The sequence below is a fragment of the Acaryochloris sp. CCMEE 5410 genome (assembly GCF_000238775.2).
Taxonomy (GTDB): domain Bacteria; phylum Cyanobacteriota; class Cyanobacteriia; order Thermosynechococcales; family Thermosynechococcaceae; genus Acaryochloris.
On record NZ_AFEJ02000001.1, the window covers coordinates 2,315,905 to 2,330,779 of the forward strand.

The 14,875-nt window shown below is 49.1% G+C and carries 12 protein-coding genes; 6 read left to right on the top strand and 6 right to left on the bottom strand.

Features of this window, described 5'->3' with window-relative positions; all coding sequences use genetic code 11:
- The gene (gene crtA / locus ON05_RS10435; RefSeq protein ID WP_010467669.1) at window positions 1–1,527 is read right to left on the bottom strand and encodes a cyanoexosortase A; all 1,527 of its coding nucleotides are present in this window, start codon (window positions 1,525–1,527) and stop codon (window positions 1–3) included.
- A 100-nt stretch (window positions 1,528–1,627) separates the two neighbouring features.
- A complete protein-coding gene (locus ON05_RS10440) occupies window positions 1,628–2,539 on the bottom strand; it encodes a M23 family metallopeptidase (RefSeq protein ID WP_010467668.1) in 912 nt (303 codons plus the stop codon).
- Between the two features lie 348 nt (window positions 2,540–2,887).
- On the opposite strand from ON05_RS10440, the gene ON05_RS10445 reads away from it, so the two are divergent.
- Window positions 2,888–3,442, top strand: a complete 555-nt coding sequence (locus ON05_RS10445; RefSeq protein WP_010467667.1) for a hypothetical protein — start codon at window positions 2,888–2,890, stop codon at window positions 3,440–3,442.
- Window positions 3,443–3,454: 12 nt separating this feature from the next.
- Here the strand turns inward: ON05_RS10445 and ON05_RS10450 are convergent, their stop codons facing one another.
- Entirely contained in the window at window positions 3,455–3,832 is a 378-nt protein-coding gene (locus ON05_RS10450) for a hypothetical protein (protein WP_010467666.1), read from the bottom strand.
- A gap of 165 nt (window positions 3,833–3,997) precedes the next feature.
- Here ON05_RS10450 and ON05_RS10455 point away from each other — a divergent pair, with 165 nt between their 5' ends.
- Entirely contained in the window at window positions 3,998–6,166 is a 2,169-nt protein-coding gene (locus tag ON05_RS10455) for a transglycosylase SLT domain-containing protein (RefSeq protein ID WP_010467665.1), read from the top strand.
- Window positions 6,167–6,249: 83 nt separating this feature from the next.
- Here ON05_RS10455 and ON05_RS10460 read toward each other — a convergent pair whose 3' ends face one another.
- Window positions 6,250–6,942: a hypothetical protein gene (locus tag ON05_RS10460; RefSeq protein ID WP_010467664.1), complete on the bottom strand. Its 693-nt coding sequence runs from the start codon at window positions 6,940–6,942 to the stop codon at window positions 6,250–6,252.
- A 493-nt stretch (window positions 6,943–7,435) separates the two neighbouring features.
- On the opposite strand from ON05_RS10460, the gene ppk1 reads away from it, so the two are divergent.
- Window positions 7,436–9,823, top strand: coding sequence for a polyphosphate kinase 1 (gene ppk1, locus ON05_RS10465; protein WP_010467663.1), 2,388 nt, complete (start codon window positions 7,436–7,438; stop codon window positions 9,821–9,823).
- A gap of 146 nt (window positions 9,824–9,969) precedes the next feature.
- Window positions 9,970–10,662, top strand: a complete 693-nt coding sequence (locus ON05_RS10470) for a Uma2 family endonuclease (protein WP_010467662.1) — start codon at window positions 9,970–9,972, stop codon at window positions 10,660–10,662.
- 38 nt (window positions 10,663–10,700) lie between these two features.
- On the opposite strand, the gene ON05_RS10475 is transcribed toward ON05_RS10470, so the two are convergent.
- Window positions 10,701–12,428: an NACHT domain-containing NTPase gene (locus ON05_RS10475; protein ID WP_262562151.1), complete on the bottom strand. Its 1,728-nt coding sequence runs from the start codon at window positions 12,426–12,428 to the stop codon at window positions 10,701–10,703.
- Window positions 12,429–12,491: 63 nt separating this feature from the next.
- On the opposite strand from ON05_RS10475, the gene ON05_RS10480 reads away from it, so the two are divergent.
- Window positions 12,492–13,581 (top strand): ISAs1 family transposase gene (locus ON05_RS10480; protein WP_262561039.1). Its coding sequence is split into 2 segments (ribosomal slippage): window positions 12,492–13,031 and window positions 13,033–13,581, totalling 1,089 coding nucleotides; the frame shifts between segments, so codons are not numbered across the junction.
- Here the strand turns inward: ON05_RS10480 and ON05_RS10485 are convergent.
- Window positions 13,578–14,333, bottom strand: a complete 756-nt coding sequence (locus tag ON05_RS10485) for an NACHT domain-containing NTPase (RefSeq protein WP_262561548.1) — start codon at window positions 14,331–14,333, stop codon at window positions 13,578–13,580. The genes ON05_RS10480 and ON05_RS10485 overlap by 4 nt on opposite strands.
- A gap of 226 nt (window positions 14,334–14,559) precedes the next feature.
- Here ON05_RS10485 and ON05_RS10490 point away from each other — a divergent pair, with 226 nt between their 5' ends.
- On the top strand, window positions 14,560–14,799 hold the full coding sequence (locus ON05_RS10490) for a hypothetical protein (protein ID WP_262561549.1): 240 nt from the start codon (window positions 14,560–14,562) through the stop codon (window positions 14,797–14,799).
- The last annotated feature ends 76 nt before the right edge of the window (window positions 14,800–14,875 follow it).

The following is a 14,875-nucleotide window of genomic DNA, read 5'->3' on the forward strand; positions in this document are numbered from 1 at the left end:
CTAAAGACTCAGGTTAGGCATGCGATTTCGCCACCATTCATGCCAGGATAACCAATTTGATTCCAAAATAGAGAAAACTTGCTGAGGGGGCTGCTGATTCAAGGGCATCGACAGATGCATCCAAAGACAGCGATCGTCAATATAGTCTCGGCCCAGCAGATACCAATGGCTATTCCAATTGTGGATAAAATGCCCCTCTTCCACCGTCCCTAATCCCCCTGGATCCAGACAGGCACTCAAGTAAGCTCGATCCCCATGGGTATAGACGGCATAGTAGTTCGCTCCTTGCTGGCGCACTTGCAGCTGAGGTAAAGGCTGCAGGGCTTGATCTGCAATCGGGTAATTTTCTAGAAAGCGGAGCAAGTCCCCGGTGGTACCCGTCACATAGCTCATGTCAATTTGAAGATCCAGACCTTGGACTAGATATTGATATTGATGCTGAGCCAGGATTTCAGAATAGGCATTGCCTTGTTGCCCCGGACGGGCCTGGCTGCGGTTTAGGGTTGCCTGCTTCAGGGGCACCTGTTGAGGAAACTGAAAGGGTTGGCGATCCAGGGTCATGGCCTTCCACAAGATTCCGGCTTGAACCACTACCGCGCCCGCCAGCACGGGTGCAACGGTCAGCAACCGCCATCGAGGCAAGGTCGCTGGGGTACTCGAGGTGCTGCCCGTCTTGGGCGTATCCTTGCGATGGAGAAGAAAGACACAAAAGCCCGCAAAGATCAGCATGGCTAGCACGGGAAAAAGATTCGAGCCTTCCCCTTCATGCCAATAGTGAAAAGCCTCTTGATAGTCGGATGCGGCCAACAGGGTCATCACGCTTAAGCGAATCACATTCACCCCATAGGCTAAGCCCACGCCCACACAAGGCACCACCAGCTTCTCCCACCCGCGAGTGGGCACCATCACCAGAAAGATGAGGGACAGTCTCAGGAGTTCCAGCATCGCCTTAAGCCCCGAGCAGCCTCGATAGACCTCAATGCCGCCTCCAGGCAGGAGAACAAACACCCCCTGGCGCTTCACCTCCACCCCTACGTACCAGAGCATTGCCGTTGTGGATTGGGCCGCCACTTCACTAATGTTGATGATTTGATCGGTCCATTGGGCCAAAATCCCTTCGGGGAGGGCTAAGACCAACAAAACCCCCAGCTCTCTACGATAGGTGCCCAAGCGCTTGGCACTGGAGGCTAATAGCCCCAACCCCAAGCAAAAGAGAAAAGGCTGAATCCGCACAAACGGATCGTAGTCAGGCATCACCCAACTTTTATACCAGGCCCAAGCAATCAGTAGACATCCAGCAGCCGTTGAATAGGGTTCGCTGCGCAAGGGCAAACCCTGGCGTCGCGTCCAAACCGAATAGGAAACAATGGCCCAACAGAGACCCATAATGGCGACCAAATCGGCATTCCGGGTGTGTATCCACGCCAAGCTCAAGTTGAGAAGCGCTAAACCCACCGCAATAGCTCCCAAGCAAAGCTCAGGGCGTTGGGCCAGTTGGTACCGTTGCCAAAGACTAAAGGGGTTCATAAGGACAGTGACAGAGAGGAGGATGCGTCATTCCCAGCCAATTCAGAGTCAATGATAAATACATCTGACCCGACTGGGGAGAATTTCCCTATCAATCCATCTATTGGGCCGTTCGGGCAAGTGGGCTAGTATTACAAGCCCCTGCAATCTTAAAGGGGACTGTTTTTGTAAACTTACGTTTCTTATGAGGCTTTTGCACTTCGACATGGAGGTGCGGTCCCGTACTCCAGCCCGAATTACCGCTATAGCCAATCAGCTGTCCTGCCTTGACGCGGTCCCCTGACTTGATGGAGACTTTGCTGCGGAAGCCTTGCTGCAGATGCACATAGACAGAGCGATACCCTTCATCATGCTCAATCCAAACATAATTGAAGCGAGAAATATTTTCCTTGCCGCCCCCGGTATCGGGGTATTTATCCTGAACGGCAATCACCTTCCCTGCCCGCATGGCATAGACTGGGGTACCGATACTGGTAGCTAAATCATAGGCATATTCCATTCGGCCTCGGTGGGTTCTGCCCCGAATCCCTTGACTTAACCAGCCCTGACCATTGAGGGGATGACAAAATCCTTTGAGGGGGGAGTCTACGGAAGCTTGCTTAGCCAATGGTGCATCCACAAAGGCTGGATAGTAAATTTCGGAGGATGAAGGGGTAAACCGAGAGCCACCTGTGGCGGGTTCTCCACCGCCAATATCATTATGGGAAAATAGCGGCTCCTTGGGGCGACGCTGATCGGTTACTTCTGGTAGTTGAGCCATGACTTTGGGCAAGCTAGGGAGCAGCGTACTAGCGGTTAACACGCAGGTGGCAATCACATTGCGCCAACGTTGCTCATTTAGAGCTTGGCGGACTTGCTTGGGAGTAACCACTCCCTGCTGAACCAGAATTTCGCCCAGTCTTTGATGGCTAGTTCGTTGAGTGGCTAACGCATCACGCAATTGGGCTGAACTAATTAGCCCTTTTTGCAGTAGGACTTCACCCACTCTAATTTTGTCTTGATGGCGCCGCATGATCACTAATTGCTCCTAGGGGGGAATTCTTGCAGAGAGAGGACAAATAAGCTGATGAAATGGCGCAAACAGGTCCATTCCCGGTATTCAACCGAGTCCTTGACAATCTGAAGCCGTCGTTGAGTTAAGGGAACAGATGGGTATGATTGAAATTTTTCGCCGACAGAATAAAGCTAAAACTCTGAAATCATCCCTATACCTAGTTTTCCCTGATTTAGGTAAAAAGCGATCTCTTGTGCCAAAGAACTTTGACTCCAGGAGCTATGACCAGTAATGTTTTGACTGCAAGGGTATCTCAACATTGAATTAAACAGTTGGTCATAAACGGGTGATTTGCATAAAAAAGACATGATTCATCAATCGATGTTTAGGCTAAACCCATGGTTCGCCCATGGGTTACCTCCGTTGCCCAGAGTGCGGCAATGTTGCCAAATCGGAATCCTGAGTCTATTGACATTGGGACTATCACCAGCCCAAGCGTGTACCCATGCTTGGCAAGGGAAAGAATATACAGAACTTCCTGCTGAATTTTGCCCCGGCTATGCCGATGCTCTATTGGGGAAGCAAGGGCTATATGAATATGGCAGCGTCGTGTGCGATCGCAAAGAAGGATCGTACTTTTTCCTGCAGCGGCTTGTCCGCTACACCAAAAACCAAAAGGCCGTCTGGAAAATTGTCCAAATTAAACCCCTGTCAAAACTGCACCAGGATGAACTGGCCTTGAGTCAAGGCTGCCAGCAAACCGATCAGGACCGACAGGCCATTTTTGCCATTGTCCGAGAAGACTCAAAAGCGTTAACCACCCGAAGGGCTTGGGCTATCGACTTTTCTAACGAAGCCCTGATTAACCTCGATCCCACCACGGTAATCTGTCAAAGTAGCGATCCGCGCTTCGTCCCCTAGCTCCTCTTGGGGCTACTCAATGGTTTGACTGGTGACATCTACCGCCTGGACATCAATGGTGCCTGGCTCCGTGGGACGTTGAAAGTTAGCGTTTTCGACGACAACGGATTGGCCACAAAAGGGGCAGGTGGTCTGGGTGTTTTTAAGTCCCGTTAGCGGGTTGCCACAGGAGGGACAAGTTCCCTGGATTAAGTTGCGGCCCAACCACCAGCGCAGCCCCACAAATAGGACCACGGGTGTCACCAGGATTAAACCAAATAAGACCAGTAACGATTTGAGCACCCAGCCCAAGCCAATCGATCCGAACAAGACCACAACAATCGCAATGGTCAACCAAGACCGAATCACAGATAAGCCAGCAGAAAAACGCTGAGATTGATTCAGATTCACTAGGGGGCTCCTCAGCTTAAACTAGAGCTGCATTCACTTCCATAGTAGTCGGTTAACTCTCACCCTTGAAGGATGAGTCATTAAACGCAACGGACCCATTACGGGTTCTCGAATTATTTTCTAGAATGCAATGAGTTTTCCTATTTTTTAACCTTTTTCAAACCCATGGGCAGTTCTCCCAATTTTTTGAAGCGCTTAGCCCCTTGGATCATCTCCATGGGACTCAGCAGTGCCCTCGTCTTAGGGTTGGCCTGGCTATTTTTGAAACCAAAGTTGGAATCCACGGATCAGCCCTTGCCATCGCCACAGGTTTCAACCGTCAATTCCGCTCTGGTGGCGTTACGGCCTCTCCCTGCCCAACAGCGGATAGAGCCTCTTAAACAGCTGGCCCAGCAGGGCACTGCCCAAGAACAGAATCAGGCCCGGTATGTGTTAACTGCGGACTTGATTAACCTGGGCCAAGGGGCAGAAGCCCTGCAGTGGTTAGAGGGGCTGGAAGCGCGTTACCCTCTATTAGGGAGCCATATCGCCGTTCTCCAGGCTGAGGCCCAAACCCTAGCGGGGCAGACAGAGCAAGCCACCAAGACTTGGCAGCGCATTATTGCCGACTATCCCCAAGAACCCGCTGCAGCAGAAGCTTTATTTGTACTCGGCCAGCAACAGCCTGAACTCTGGCAGCAAGCCATCGCTGATTTTCCCGCCCATCCTAATACGGTGAAGATTGCTGTAGAGCAGTTAAAGAAAAAGCCCAAGCAGTTGCCTCTGCTGATGTTGATTGCGGAGCATGGCTTATTTTTAACCAATTACGGAGACTACTTAACCCAGCTGACGAAGGAATTCAAAGGCCAACTCAAACCCGCTGATTGGCAAATTATCGCCTTTGGATACTGGGAAAAACAACTGTATAAGGAGGGGGCACTGGCCTATGCCCAAGCCCCCCAGACTGCCCAAACGGCTTATCGAGGTGCACGGGGCTTGCAGCTCGGGGGAGAAAAGAAAAAAGCGATTGCCGCCTATCAAAAAATGATCGCCGCCTATCCCCAGGCCAAAGAAACGCCCCTGGCCTTGAGCAAGCTCGCTAGCTTAGAGAAAGATTTGAGCAAAGCAGCCCAACACTATGATCGGGCCTTTCAGCTGAGTCAAGACCAGCAGCCCACCTTAGCCGCCCAAATCCTCGGGGAGCGAATTCAGCGGTTAGAGAAGGCCAAACAGCCGTCTTCCACCTTTGAGAAAACGTTGCTGCAACAGTTTTCCGCTTCCAACGATGCAGCGGCCCTACGGTGGCAGCAGGCAGAGCGGCAGCGGAAGGCAGGGGATCTGGCTGGTGCCCGCAAGTTGGCCTTGGACATCCAAGCGCAAAATCCCAATAGCCCCCAGGCCGCAACTGCCGTGTTCTGGGCCGGGAAATGGGCCTCCACCGCAGAGGATCGGCAAGCAGCCTTTCAAACCCTCTGGCAGACCTATCCTGACTCCTACTATGCCTGGCGAGCAGCGGTACTATCGGGCTGGAACGTCGGCGATTTTACGTCGATTCGCTCCTTCCAACCCCAAATTCGGTTTCCCAGTACGCAGCTGCCCTTGGCTACCGGCTCTCCTGCCCTAAAAGAGCTATACCAGCTCGGACAGAGCAAAACCGCCTGGGCTCGCTGGCAATGGGAGTTTCGCAATCGCCAGCAGCCCAGCTTATCAGAGCAGCTCACGGATGGATTATTGCGCCTCGGGGTGCAGGAATACCTAGACGGCATTTATATGCTGGCCAATCTGGAAACTCGGGCACGGGAGGAAAACGATCCCGAAAAGCTGGTCGAAAAGTGGCAAGATCATCTGGGCTTTGAACAGGCCCTGTTTCCCTTGGCCTACTTCACCCCCATTCGCAAATGGTCCAACCAGCGCAATCTGAATCCATTGCTGGTGCTGAGCCTGATGCGGCAGGAATCTCGGTTCCAGCCCAAAATCCGCTCCGTCGCGGGAGCCGTAGGGCTGATGCAGGTGCTGCCAGAAACCGCTGAATGGGTGAGTGAAAAAGCAGGTCTCAAAGACTATCAAATCGACGGCATTGATGACAACATCAATCTCGGCACCTGGTACCTGGACTATACCCATCGCAACTACAACGACAATTCCATGCTTGCGATCGCAAGCTACAATGCTGGCCCTGGTAATGTAGATCGATGGGTTAAACAGACTTCAGTGACGGATGTCGATGTGTTTGTCGAAGAGATTCCTTTCCCAGAGACGAAAAACTATGTCAAATCCGTCTCTGAGAACTATTGGAATTATCTCAGGCTCTACAATCCCCAAATCCAACAGCTGATGCGAGAGCAGGCCCAGTAGGTCTGCCTTGGCAGGCTGGCGCTGACGATGCCGTGACTAGGCCCGTCTGTTCTGTTGTCTGCGAGCCGTGATGGCTCGATGGGTTAGTTGTTCAACCGAAGATAGCCCCGCATGCCTGCCCGCAAAGGACTCTGACCATCACGATCTTGGCGATTAACGGAAGATAGCCGGGTATTGGCGTTTTTACGCGCCCAGACCACTAAATCTTCCCCATCCACCCGGATGGTGCCTCCTAAAATCTTGATGGCTAGTTGGCCGTTCTCACATTCCATATTGCGGAGGGCATGCCATTTTTCTCGATGGCTGGTGGGACCATGCCCCCAGATCATCAAGTCCAAAGGAATACCGGACCGGACGCTATAGCCCCGCCCCCAGCACACCCGCCACAGTTCTCGGGCCGTCGTGCATTGCATTTCATAGTCGTTGGAAGGTGCACAATAGCGATAAATATAGCAATCGCTCATATCGCTTTTGGCCAGGGGATAAAAGCTCTGATCCATCATGGCGTCATGGAGCACACCCCAATAGGCCGATACGGGACGAATTTTCGCCGAGATAGGAGCTTGCTTGAGGTTCGCCGTCGAAATCACGCCTTCTTTATTGTCAATTAGCTGCATACTATCGAACAACGGCTCAGTACGCAGATTAGCGTTGGACAATAAAACAGGCCGACCTTGAACAAACCCTTCTACAAAGGTTTGAATGAGTTCACTATCTGAAAGTGAGTCATCAGAGTTGTGAGAGGACATGGCTAAATTCGGTTGGGTAAGGACCATGATGTTGCACCTGCTGTTGAGTCGTTCGTAGCGAAAAAAGTATGAACAGTACGTTCAAATAAAAGCACTGTCATCAGTGAATACCCCCAGCAGAGATTTAAATATAACATCGGCATATTAAGACCCGCACTAATAATCTTGACCTTTGTCAGAAAATATTCAAAAAAATTGGATCTGTGATGGGGCAGAAAGGCTTGCTCCATCAGCAACAGCTCCCTAAACACCGACCACAACCTCTAACATCTATTAGGATTGAAAATGACTGATTCATCATCGAAAGTTCAGCCTTCAGTCCGCCCAGATCAATCATCTTGGGTCCGAGGTCTAACCCCTTTTCGATATCGGGTCAGCGATAAACCTATGTAACGATAGCTGCAACGGAGTGTTCATGCTTAACGTATCGTTTACCTACGACCAGCAAAATTAAGCTCTAAGCGCTTCTTCTCCAGACCCCCGTTCCCTGCCTTAGATCACTCCAGATAAATACAAACCCATGGGTTCAGATAGCATTCGAATTTATACCTTGGCACGGGAGCTGCAGCTAAGCTCCAAAGAAGTGCTTGCCCTCAGCCATCGCTTACACATCGAAGCCACCACCCCCAGCAGCTCGGTCAGTCAGGCAGAGGCGGATCGAATTATGGCAGCGGTGCAAACCAATGGTGCAGCTCCTGCGCCTACCCCACCACCCCAAAAAACTGCAGCATCTCCGCCCGAGATTAATCTGCAGGACCCAGCCTATTACCTCAATCGTGAAATTAGCTGGCTGAAGTTTAATCAACGGGTTTTGCATGAAGCCTTTGATGAGCGCACATTGCTGTTGGAGCGGCTCAAGTTTATGGCTATTTATAGCTCGAACTTGGATGAGTACTTTATGGTGCGCGTCTCGGGCTTAAAGCAGCAAATTGCCGCTCAGGTCACCCAGCGTTCTCTTGATGGATTAACGGCCCAAGCGCAACTCGATGCCATTCACCGGGAGTTGAAACCTGAAATTCAACAACAACATCAATACTTCACGGAATTCCTTAAACCTGAGCTGGCGAAAGAGAATATTTGCCTGCTCGACTACGACAATCTCAATCCGCAACAAGTTGCCTTTCTCCATCAGTATTTTCTAGATCAGATCTTTCCGGTCTTAACGCCATTGGCCGTAGACCCTGGTCATCCATTTCCCTATATCTCCAATCTCAGTCTGAATTTAGCGGTGCTGGTCAAAGACACCCAAACGGGTGATGGACATTTCGCCCGCGTTAAAGTGCCGAGTATGCTGCCCCGGTTTATTGAATTACCGGAGAACAGTTGCGATTGTTCGACCTGCCGCTGGAGTGGCGTCCCCATTGAACAGGTGATTGCCCAAAACCTAGAATTTCTATTTCCAGGCATGACCATTCAGGCCTGTTACCCATTTCGGATTACCCGGAATGCCGATCTAGAGCTGGAAGAAGATGAGGCGGATGATTTACTCCTGGCCATTGAGGAAGAACTGCGCAAACGCCGCTTTGGGTCGGTGGTGCGGATGGAGATTCAAACCGGAACACCAGACTTTATTTGTCAGACCCTGATGCGGGAACTGGAGCTGGATGAAAGCGATGTCTATCATATCGAGGGGCTACTCGGCCTAAGTGATCTGATGGGGCTGGCCTTTCTCCCCTTCCCCCATCTGCAGCAGGCGCCCTGGACTCCCATTGTGCCCTCGCGATTACGCAAGGTGGAACAGTTAGAGATGCCTGTGGTCGCCGCCAATGGGCATCCAGACAAAGCTATCAAGGAATCGCCCACGGATATCTTTTCGGTGATTCGGGGGGGCGATCTTCTCGTCCATCATCCCTATGACTCGTTTACAGCGACGGTGCAAAAATTTATCACCCAAGCCGCCCATGACCCCAATGTTTTAACGATTAAAATGACCCTCTACCGGACGGCAGCGGACAAAGGGTTGGCCAGTTCTCCCATTGTCAGCAGTCTGATTGCTGCGGCGGAGAATGGCAAGCAAGTGGTGGCCCTGGTGGAGTTAAAAGCCCGATTTGATGAAGAGAATAATATTGTCTGGGCTAGAAAGTTAGAGAAAGTCGGTGTCCATGTGGTCTATGGGTTAGTGGGCCTCAAAACCCACACTAAGATTGCCTTGGTGGTTCGTCGAGAAAGCAAGCAAATCCGTCGCTATGTCCATATCGGCACGGGTAACTATAATCCGAAAACTGCTCGCCTCTATACGGACTTAGGGTTGCTGAGCTGTCGCGATGAGTTAGGGGCGGATCTGACGGATCTGTTTAACTATTTGACGGGTTTTTCTCGCCATCAAAGCTATCGGAAGCTGTTGGTGGCTCCGGTCAATTTGCGCGATCGCATTTTGGAATTGATCAATCGAGAAATCGATCACCAGCGCCAGAGCAACTCAGGCCGCATCATCGCCAAGATGAATTCCCTGGTCGATCCTAAAATTATTCGAGCCCTGTATCGTGCTTCTCAAGCGGGAGTGAAGATTGATCTAATTGTGCGCGGGATTTGTAGTCTGAAACCTGGTGTGAAGGGAGTCAGCGAGACGATCAATGTAATCAGCATTATCGGTCGCTTTCTGGAGCATGACCGCATTTTCTATTTCCATAACCAGGGGCAGCCTACGGTGCTAATTGGCAGTGCGGATTGGCGTCAACGCAATCTAGATCGTCGGGTGGAGGCGGTGGTTCCCATTGAGGATCCGGCTTTAGTGGCGGAGCTGCGAGAGTTATTGGAAATTATGCTTTCGGATAATCGCCAAGCCTGGGAGTTGCAGCCGGATGGAACGTTTATTCAACGACGTCCTGGACCAGATGAACCCGAACGATCGACCCATGAGTTGTTGATGCAGCGGGCGACTCAGTATGCCCACTGTTTGTTGCATTAGGACATCACGCAGTATTCTCCTGGGACCAGTTTTAAGTTTGCTAGGTATTCAGGTCAGCGTTTATACAAAAGCCTTCACTCTATCCTCCATTGCCAAGCATCTAAATCAATGGAGATATGATGAAAAGATGCGATAGGTGTCTACCCATGACTCTTTCTCTGGACAAAACTGAATCGCTGATCTTCCAGCGTCGGGACGCAACTTGGCAAGACTATGTGGCTATCCGGGAAGGGAAAGACGACTGGCGCAAGATTGCGTTTCATGCAGGATGGTTATGGGTTGATATGGGGACAGAAGGGCCAAATCATGCTTCATTTAGTGATTTAATTACAGCAGTCTTTTTTGTTTGGGCCTTTTTACATCCTGAAGATGCCTTGCAATCCTATGGCCGTTGTTTATTGGAGCTACCCGATACTCATGCCTGTGCGCCTGATTTAGTGCTGTATAAGGGAGAGAGTTTTCCTCGGTGGCAACCGGGTGAACCTCGCCGCATTGAGCTGAATCGCCACCGTTTGCCTGATTTGGTGGGAGAAATTGCAGATACGACGCTGAATATTGATCTGGATGAGCAAAAGCAGCTTTATGCCAGTTTGGGAATTGCTGAATATTGGGTGATTGATGTTAAAGGTAGACAGCTTTTTGCGTTTGGGCTATCTGAAGTGGGTGTATATGAGACCCTCGAATCTTCACAAGTATTGACGGGGCTACCGATTGGCCTTGTGGAACAAACGTTAGAACGTTTAACGGTGGGGACGAATACGGCGGCAGCCAATTGGTTGATGCAGCAGTTGCAAGTTCAAACGTCAACAGGCGAAGAATTGACAGCCGAGGCGACATAAGCACTTCTAGAGTAATGTTTCATTGCTTGTGATGATGACTACTGTGTCTCCAGTTCACTCATGGGTAAAAGCAGGCTTGATAGGATCTCTTCGCGAGTTGCTTTTGCGACATAGCAATCACTATTAAGACATTCAGCCAACAATTTGTTGGCATTAAAATACTGTCTTAGCTTGTCGGTTTGAATAGTGGTGAACTGCCAATCATGACCTATATTGCGATGGTTCACCATCACTGCCCGCAAATTTTCTGTCCATAATTTTCCCGCAGTTTTCCACCAACTGGTGAATGCTTTACTATTTTGGCCATCAGGTATTTGAGACTTTAAGCTTTTCAATTGAATACTAGTTTCAGGATCATTCCTTTTTAGTAATTCGATTTTGGCCAGTCGGTCGAGGGCGAAGACGAGGGCGCTGGCGCTATCGAGGGAGAAAGAGAGATTACTAGCAATAGCAAGGTTGAGATTGAGGGCAAGGTCAAGGGCAAGGTCACTGGCGCTGGCGAGAGCAAGGTTGCTGGCACAGGCAAGGTCATTGGCAAGGACGCTGGCGAGATCGAGATCACTAGCGCTAGCAATAGCAAGAGCGAGGTTGCTGGCGCTAGCACGAGCGAGGGAGAGAGTATGGTTGAAGGTAAGTTCGAGGTCGAGGGCAAGGTCGCTAACGCTGGCGCTGGCGCTGGCAAGGTCGAGGTCACTGGCGTTAGCAAAGGCGAGGTTGTTGGCGCTGGCAAGGGCAAGAGCAAGGGCGAGGTAAAAAGCTCGAATTGCTTCTGATTTATGGTCAGCTTTGACAGATCGAGCTTTTACACGAACCCAAGCCAGAAAATCTTGTAGTTCAGGCTCATCAGCAATGAACCGATCAGTTTTGCTTTTGAGCAATCTGAAAAACTCATCGGCTTCAGGCAATATCCCCACAACCAGGAAAAAAACCTCTCTATAACGTTTTTCAAAACAATGCTTAACAAGATTTTCTAGGGTTATAGAGAGCTTAGACGTTGGACTAGTAATTTGTTTGGCCGTGAAATATTCGTGAAATGTCAAATGCGAGAAAGAATAAATTCCCCGCGCACGTTCCACCAAAAGACCATGTTGGGCTTCAATAGATTTGAGTACAGCTTCGCTATCCAGTTGTAGGGCTTCTTCATCTTCATTAGCACCCTGTAAATTACGGATATATTCGATTATTTTCGTTTCCACAACTTGCTGTTTGAAGAAGTAGTCCCCTTGCTCAAAAGTTTGATAAGCTAATTGACTTAGCAGATCTTCCTTCCGCTTCAGTGACAGTTTTTTATAGACTTGATCTCGCTCAATATTACGTTTGGCATCCCATTTCTTCAGCAGAACATCTAACCCCTCTTTATAAAGTTCTGATCGATTATGGGGAAAATCGTTAGCTTCACCAAATACCAAACACAGCAACGTTAATAAGAGTGGATTAGTTGCTAGCTCTTGAATTGGCTTGTTATCTTGCAACTGTTTGATGAAATTTTTGCCCTTTTCATTATCTTTCTTAGTTCGAAACCATTTCTTAGCAAAGTCTCTTATTTGTTCCTCATTAAAATCAGCAATTTCCACTTCAGTAAACTGCTCAAAGGTATATTCACGGGCAGCAATCCGACAGGTCATTACACATTGGCAATCACGGAACTCTTCCGTAAAAACCTTTATTAAATTCAGCACTCGATTATGATCTTTAGTCTGCACTTCATCCAGACCATCCAGTAAAACTAAAACATGTCCATCCTTTAATACTGGGGTAAGATCCAGGGTTGTTTTACGTTCCTCCTAGAAAAAATAGGATGGTTCTACTGACCAACAGTAGAGAGACCGATGAGCCATCTAATCGATACTTTGAAGCAAGTCCCGGATTTCCGCAGTGCCCATGGCCGTATTCATCCGTTATGGCTGCTGTTGCTATTGATGGTGATGGGCATGCTTGCTGGATATCAAGGGTACCGTCCGTTAGAAACCTTTGTGAGCGATTATCGCCAGCCTTTAAGTGAGCTATTGGGGCTTGAGAGCCTCGAAGTTCCGTCTCACTGTACCTTTCGTCGAGTGATGAAGGGGCTTGACTTCCAAGCGTTGAGCCACCAATTTGAAGCATGGATGCTCTCGAAAGCCCAGACTCACTCTCCCGATAATTATGCAGCCTCCATTGATGGCAAACGGATTCGTCAGGGGCTGACAGATGCCAAGGGGAAGCAGCGTTTTGTAGGGTTGGTGAGTTTATTTGCGGTGGAAGCAGGCATCACCCTCAAGCTCGAAGCCCTCACTCAGGAGGATAATAGCGAAATCAAAGTCGTCCAGGCACTGTTGGAAACCCTTCAACTCGATGGCTTGCTGATTACCATGGATGCCTTACACGCCCAAAAAAACACTTGAGAAGATTGTGGCCTCGGGTAACGACTATCTTGTGGCGGTCAAATCCAATCAGGGAAGACTTTACGACCACCTCCAGACTTACTTTGAGTGTCTTAAACCCATGGCTGAGCACATCCACTCCGCCCAAAGTAGAGGACGAGATGAACATCGGTGTATACAGGTTTATGAGCCTGTCGGCATAGCCCTACAAGAATGGGAGGCAATTCGCTCTGTGCTTTGTGTCCAACGATGGGGCACTCGCAAAGGAAAGGAGTATCACAATACGGCCTATTACATCAGTTCAGCTGCCACCTCACCCCAGCATTGGCAATCTCTGGTCCGAGAACATTGGGGCATTGAAAATCGGTTGCATTGGCCGAAGGATGTTGTTTTTGGCGAAGATGATTATCGACTCGAAGATGAACAAGCACTGCTCAATTGGTCAGTGCTTAGAACTATTGGGATTAATATCCTGCGGCTAAACGACTATCAATCCCTCAAAACCGCGATGACTAAGCTGGCTAATCGGGTCGATATTATTTTTTCGCTGCTAACTTAAAACAGCCCTGGGGTAAGATCGGCTTCATTAACTTCACAAGCTTTCCATTGCTGAGAAATATAGCTTTGCAAATCGGGTTTATCTGCTGATTCAGCTAACTCTTTCAAAGTGACAAACACAGGAATCCGATGGGATTCAAACTCTCCTTGATTGCATTGGGTCGCCAACCGTTTCATAAAAGTGGTTTTGCCCGCTCCCGGCTTCCCCAAGATCATCAGCTTGTTATAGCGTGAAACCGCTTCTAATCCTGGCACTCTCTCAACACGTATCTGCCCCAGCATTAAGCGATCAAAGTTGTTAATGTTACAGTCTTGCCATAGCTCTTCAACCCCTAGACGTTGCCTTCCAGACAGTTTCTCCAAAATATTGACGCGGGTATAAATCTCACCAATTCCAATCGGTTGTTCCATATCCAGCACCCGCATCGTGCCACAGCGATTGTGAATATCAGCATTTACCTTTTGACGAATATCTTGAACAAGCGTACTGATATTAGTTGTAATTTGAGTCTTTTCAGTTATGCTTTGAGCAATCTCAACTCCTGCGACTTCTTCCCAATCAAGATCTAATGCTTTACAAAAACCGACAAACAGCTTTTTACTGACCTTCTTGCCTGAGCAAAAATTGATAGAAGGCTGGCGGCTACAATCACAATATTTCCAGAGATCATCTCTACTCCATTGCTTATTTGTTAAGGCTCGCTCAATTAATTCGATGCTTTGCGGGGTTGCTGCTAGCGATTTCGCGGCCATGCTCAATTTTTCATCATTTGCCTATATTTTACTTATCAGTGCTAGCGGAGCTATTTTACGCACCTTATAGAGATACTTTGCGAAGATAATTCGTTTGACAGCCATTCTATTTGCCCAAAGTCATACCCAACTCATCCCAAAGTCAAACCTTTCAGAACCTTTTCAGGGACTGATCTTTATAGATTCTTTCAGCAATATGGACTCATACAAACAAATCGCGGAGTTCATGATGCGACAACACAAATCGACTGCTATCTCTAAGCTCATCATCACGACCTTGTTATTCTTTACCCTTAGCACAGGTAGTAAAGCCGTTCAGTTAGCCAATAAGCCCACCCTTTCAGAACAACAAGACCGTATATTTGACATCGCTCTAGTTGCATCCTCATTAGGGGGCAAAGCTCTGATCACTTGGCTAAATCATCGCCAGAATAAGTCCGATAAAGGCGATGATGACGATGCATAAGTCCAAGGGTCGCAAGACTTGGACTTCCTTCCCTTTTATACATCCTGACCAGTCTGAACGATTGGCTCTGACTAAC

What these genes read in the sequence shown, in the direction of transcription:
- ppk1 (WP_010467663.1), top strand. Translation starts at nt 7,436, where the DNA reads ATGGGTTCAGATAGCATTCGAATTTATACCTTGGCACGGGAGCTGCAG.
- ON05_RS10445 (WP_010467667.1), top strand. Translation starts at nt 2,888, where the DNA reads ATGATTCATCAATCGATGTTTAGGCTAAACCCATGGTTCGCCCATGGG.
- crtA (WP_010467669.1), bottom strand. Translation starts at nt 1,527, where the DNA reads ATGAACCCCTTTAGTCTTTGGCAACGGTACCAACTGGCCCAACGCCCT.
- ON05_RS10455 (WP_010467665.1), top strand. Translation starts at nt 3,998, where the DNA reads ATGGGCAGTTCTCCCAATTTTTTGAAGCGCTTAGCCCCTTGGATCATC.
- ON05_RS10490 (WP_262561549.1), top strand. Translation starts at nt 14,560, where the DNA reads ATGATGCGACAACACAAATCGACTGCTATCTCTAAGCTCATCATCACG.
- ON05_RS10460 (WP_010467664.1), bottom strand. Translation starts at nt 6,942, where the DNA reads ATGGTCCTTACCCAACCGAATTTAGCCATGTCCTCTCACAACTCTGAT.
- ON05_RS10485 (WP_262561548.1), bottom strand. Translation starts at nt 14,333, where the DNA reads ATGGCCGCGAAATCGCTAGCAGCAACCCCGCAAAGCATCGAATTAATT.
- ON05_RS10470 (WP_010467662.1), top strand. Translation starts at nt 9,970, where the DNA reads ATGACTCTTTCTCTGGACAAAACTGAATCGCTGATCTTCCAGCGTCGG.
- ON05_RS10440 (WP_010467668.1), bottom strand. Translation starts at nt 2,539, where the DNA reads ATGCGGCGCCATCAAGACAAAATTAGAGTGGGTGAAGTCCTACTGCAA.